3 protein-coding genes are annotated in these 3,571 nt (G+C 69.0%); 2 read left to right on the top strand and 1 reads right to left on the bottom strand.

What is annotated here, in order from left to right; translation table 11 throughout:
- Positions 1–503 (bottom strand): YgjV family protein (locus ACXJKR_RS27395; RefSeq protein ID WP_457325514.1); only part of this gene is annotated, 503 nt, incomplete at its 3' end.
- Between the two features lie 200 nt (positions 504–703).
- Here ACXJKR_RS27395 and ACXJKR_RS27390 point away from each other — a divergent pair.
- A complete protein-coding gene (locus ACXJKR_RS27390) occupies positions 704–1,378 on the top strand; it encodes a PEP-CTERM sorting domain-containing protein (RefSeq protein WP_457325513.1) in 675 nt (224 codons plus the stop codon).
- A 10-nt stretch (positions 1,379–1,388) separates the two neighbouring features.
- A complete protein-coding gene (locus ACXJKR_RS27385) occupies positions 1,389–3,440 on the top strand; it encodes a hypothetical protein (RefSeq protein ID WP_457325512.1) in 2,052 nt (683 codons plus the stop codon).
- Positions 3,441–3,571 lie beyond the last annotated feature (131 nt).

The raw sequence follows: 3,571 nt of genomic DNA, 5'->3' as shown, positions 1-3,571 counted from the left end.
GCTGGGCGAGACCTGATCATCCTTGCGATGGTGGTCAGGTTGATGACCGCAATAACCACCTCCAGCGCCGTGCCGCCGATGGAGCCTGCGATCAGGTTGTTGGCGATCCACAGCCCGGTGCCACACAGCATCAGCAGCCGCATCGGAATGCCCTGCAGCGTGAAGAGGGCAATCGTGCCCAGGCAGGACGCCGTCAGCGGCAGCCAGTCGCTGGGCCTGTGGGCCAGGCCCAAGCCAAAACCGAGGTTGGCCGCCACGATGACGACGGCCACCCACACCGAACGCGTATGCAGCGACAACAGCGAACGCAGCATGGACAGAGATGAACTCACCACCRCCGTCGGGTTGCCCAGCAGCGCGAAGTGGGCGACATAGGCAATGCACTCGCCCGTCATGAACCACTTGAAGCGGCGGTCATCGGTCTGCAAGAAGCAGCCGACGCCGAGTACAAAGGCGACATAGCCGAAGAGTTGAGCGGGCGAGAACCAGTCGGCGATGGGCATGCGGGCGGGGACGCGGAGGTCGTCGACCCCCCCCGAGAACTAGGGAGGCGCGGCGGTGGGCCGGAGATTGTCCCGCTGACGCCAGGAAAGCCCATCTTCGTGCATGGCAGGGCGCATTCCAGGCGGTTATGCCGCCCGCTCGAATTGGCAGGGCATTGCCGGACTAACCCGCTGGTCGCTGCACAGTGGTTTTGCAGACCATGCGACCCGCCCTCAGTTCACGCGACGCCGTCGCCCCGCCCATGACCAAGAAGACGCTGCTTGCCGGCCTGGCAATAACTGGTTTGCTGATCGGTGCAACGGCCCGCGCCGAATTGCAGCCGCGTGCCAACGGCGCCATGGTCTACGACACGCAGACCAACCTGACCTGGCTGGCCGATGCCACCACCGGCGGGCTGCGCACGCAGGCCGACGCGCTGCAATGGGCGGCTTCCTTGAGCTTTGGCGGCTTCGACGACTGGCGCCTGCCGGTGGTGGCGCCGGTCAATGGCAGCGCGCTGCAGCTGGACTATTCAGAGGACGGCTCCACCGACATCGGCATCAACAACAACGGTGCAAACAGCGAGCTGGGCCACCTCTTCTACGCCAGCCTGGGCAACACGGCCGCCGGGCCCACGCAGACCGGCTCGTTCAGCGGCCTCGTCGATCCGAACAGCCCGGTCGGGCCGGTGTTCTGGACGGGCACGGCCTCCGAACCCGGCTGGGCCTTGAGCTTCTTCATGGGCATGGGTCTGCAGGACCAGCTCGCCACCGACACCCTGGCCCAGGCCTGGGCCGTGCGCGTCGGCGACGTGGCCGCGGTGCCCGAGCCGGGCAGCGTCGCGCTGATGCTGGTGGGGCTGCTGGCCATGGCGGCGCGTCGCCGCTCGCTGTGAGGAGGACGCCATGAAAGCACTCGCTCTCTTCGCCCTGTGCCTTGGCCTGGCCACCACGGCCCATGCCGGCTACACGCCCACGCCCAACGACTGGGCCTGCACCAACAAGGTCGGGGGCACCTGGACCCATGGCCGCGCCCCTTCGGGCTGCGACGCCAACGCCTTCGGTCCCGACAGCTTCGTGCGCGGCAACTACACCGGCACCATCTTCAATGACGCGTCAGCCAACCTCGTCGACGAGCGCAAGCGCTACATGCAGGCCATGTACCCGGTCATCCGCGACGCCAGCGACCGCTACCTGCGCTCGCGCAAGCTGGCGGTGTCGGCGCGCGAGCTGGAAGCCTTCCAGCGCGGCACCTACGCAACGCTGCGCCAGGAGACCTTCTGGTCGCACTACCGCGACGCGCAGACCGCCGCCGGCCAGCCCTATGCGCTGAAGATGATGCGCGGCGACAGCGGCCACGGCCACGGAATGATGCAGGTCGACGACCGCTATCACTTCGTCCAGCTCCAGGAAGGCAAGGGCTGGAACATGATGCAGAACTTCACCTACGCGATCGACATCTACTACGCGGCTTGGGAAGCCGCACCGGTTTCCTGCCTGGGTGGCGTGACGGTGCCGACAGGCACGACGGCCCAGGTCGACGAGTACTGGCGCGGCCGCGCGCGCTCGGCCTGGTCGGCCTACAACGGCGKCCCCACCAAGGTCTGCCGCTGGCAGAACGGGTCGGATGTCAACGTGGCCAAGGACAACGGCTACCGCGACAACTACGACGCGAAGCTCTGGCTGGTCGACATCGCCGACCTCAGCAAGGCCGCCGGCATCGACGTGGCCTGCCTGATGGACAACGGCCCCAGTTGCCCCGTGCCGGTGGGCGGCAACGTCGAGCCCGGCAAGCTGCTGCAGGTCGGCGCCGCCGCCTGCGTGCTGGCCGGCAACAACACGCTTGAGTGCGTGGACGACGTGCGCGACGCCGCCTGCCTGGCCGGCCGAGCCAGCTTCGACGAAGGCAGCATCACGCAGGTGTATGTCGCGCAGACGGCCAGCTACGCCCGCATCGACCATAACCGCCACCAGCTCTGCCGCGCCCAGGTGCCCGGCCTGCAGTCGCTGGCCAGCGCGATCGCCACGTTGCAGCCGCTGGACCTGCGCTCGGCGCCGGGCGGCATGGTGCTGGGTCAGGCGGCGGCGGGCACCTACCAGGTGCTGGATTTCATGGTCAGCGGCGCGCAGCAGCAGAAGCGCCTGTATCGCATCCGTGCTGACATCAACGGCGCGCTGACCGATGGCTGGATCGACGCAGGAGATGTCGGCACGCATGCCACGCTGGCGGTAGGTGCCGCGCCAGCCGGCCCCGGTGCCATTGCTTATGCGGGGGACTGGGTCAAGGTCGTGCCCAACCTCAACATGCGCGCCACGCCGGGCGGCGCTCTGCTGGTTGCCATTCCCGCCAACACCGCCGTGCAGGTCAAGGAGGTGTTCGGCACCGCGTCGGCCAACAACCTCTACTACCGCGTCGAGTACACGCACAGCGATGGCGTGCTGCGCGAGGGCTGGATCTTTGCCGGCAACCTCTACCCGGCGTCCACGCTGGCCAGTTGGGCGCTGCCGACCGTCGCGCCGTCTGCACAGAAGCACGCCCATTGCCCCAATGGCACGCGCTACGACAACCATCTGCGCCAGTGCATGAGCACCAGCTCCACCTACGGCCCCTTCACGGCCGCAGCGGTGCAGGCCTGCGTGGATGGCGCAGGCGGCGCGGTCTGCACGGCCAACCGTGCGACGGTCGTCGACGGCGTGGCGCTGGCGATGCCGATCTGGAGCAAGGCTCTGGCCGCCGCAGCCGCCGGCAATGGCGACTGCCCGCGGGGCGCGGCGCGCTCCATGGCGCACCGCTTCCATTGCACCGAGACCGTGACCCGCAACGGCGCCGCCGAGACCGACGTCTACGGCCCCTTCGGCACGGCCCTCATCAACGCCTGCCTGGTGCGCTCCGGCAACGCCGCCTATTGCCGGACCAACCGCTGGCCGGCCGCGGCCTTCCTCGCCCTGCAGCCCTGAGCGGCGATGAAGGCAGCGCTGACGCTGGCCGCCGCCGCGGCCGTGGTGGCCGGGCTGTGGTGGACGCAGCGGGGCGACGCCGTGCCGGTCGCCGCCACCGCCCGGCCCGCTTCGCCTGGGGCGCTGGCGCA

This window comes from Roseateles sp. P5_E11, from assembly GCF_054049355.1.
The sequence above is the reverse complement of the archived record's forward strand: the minus strand, read 5'-3'. Positions and strand labels throughout refer to the sequence as shown.

Bases quoted from the DNA above. Each gene is read 5' to 3' on its own strand.
- ACXJKR_RS27390 (WP_457325513.1), top strand. From the start codon at position 704: ATGCGACCCGCCCTCAGTTCACGCGACGCCGTCGCCCCGCCCATGACC.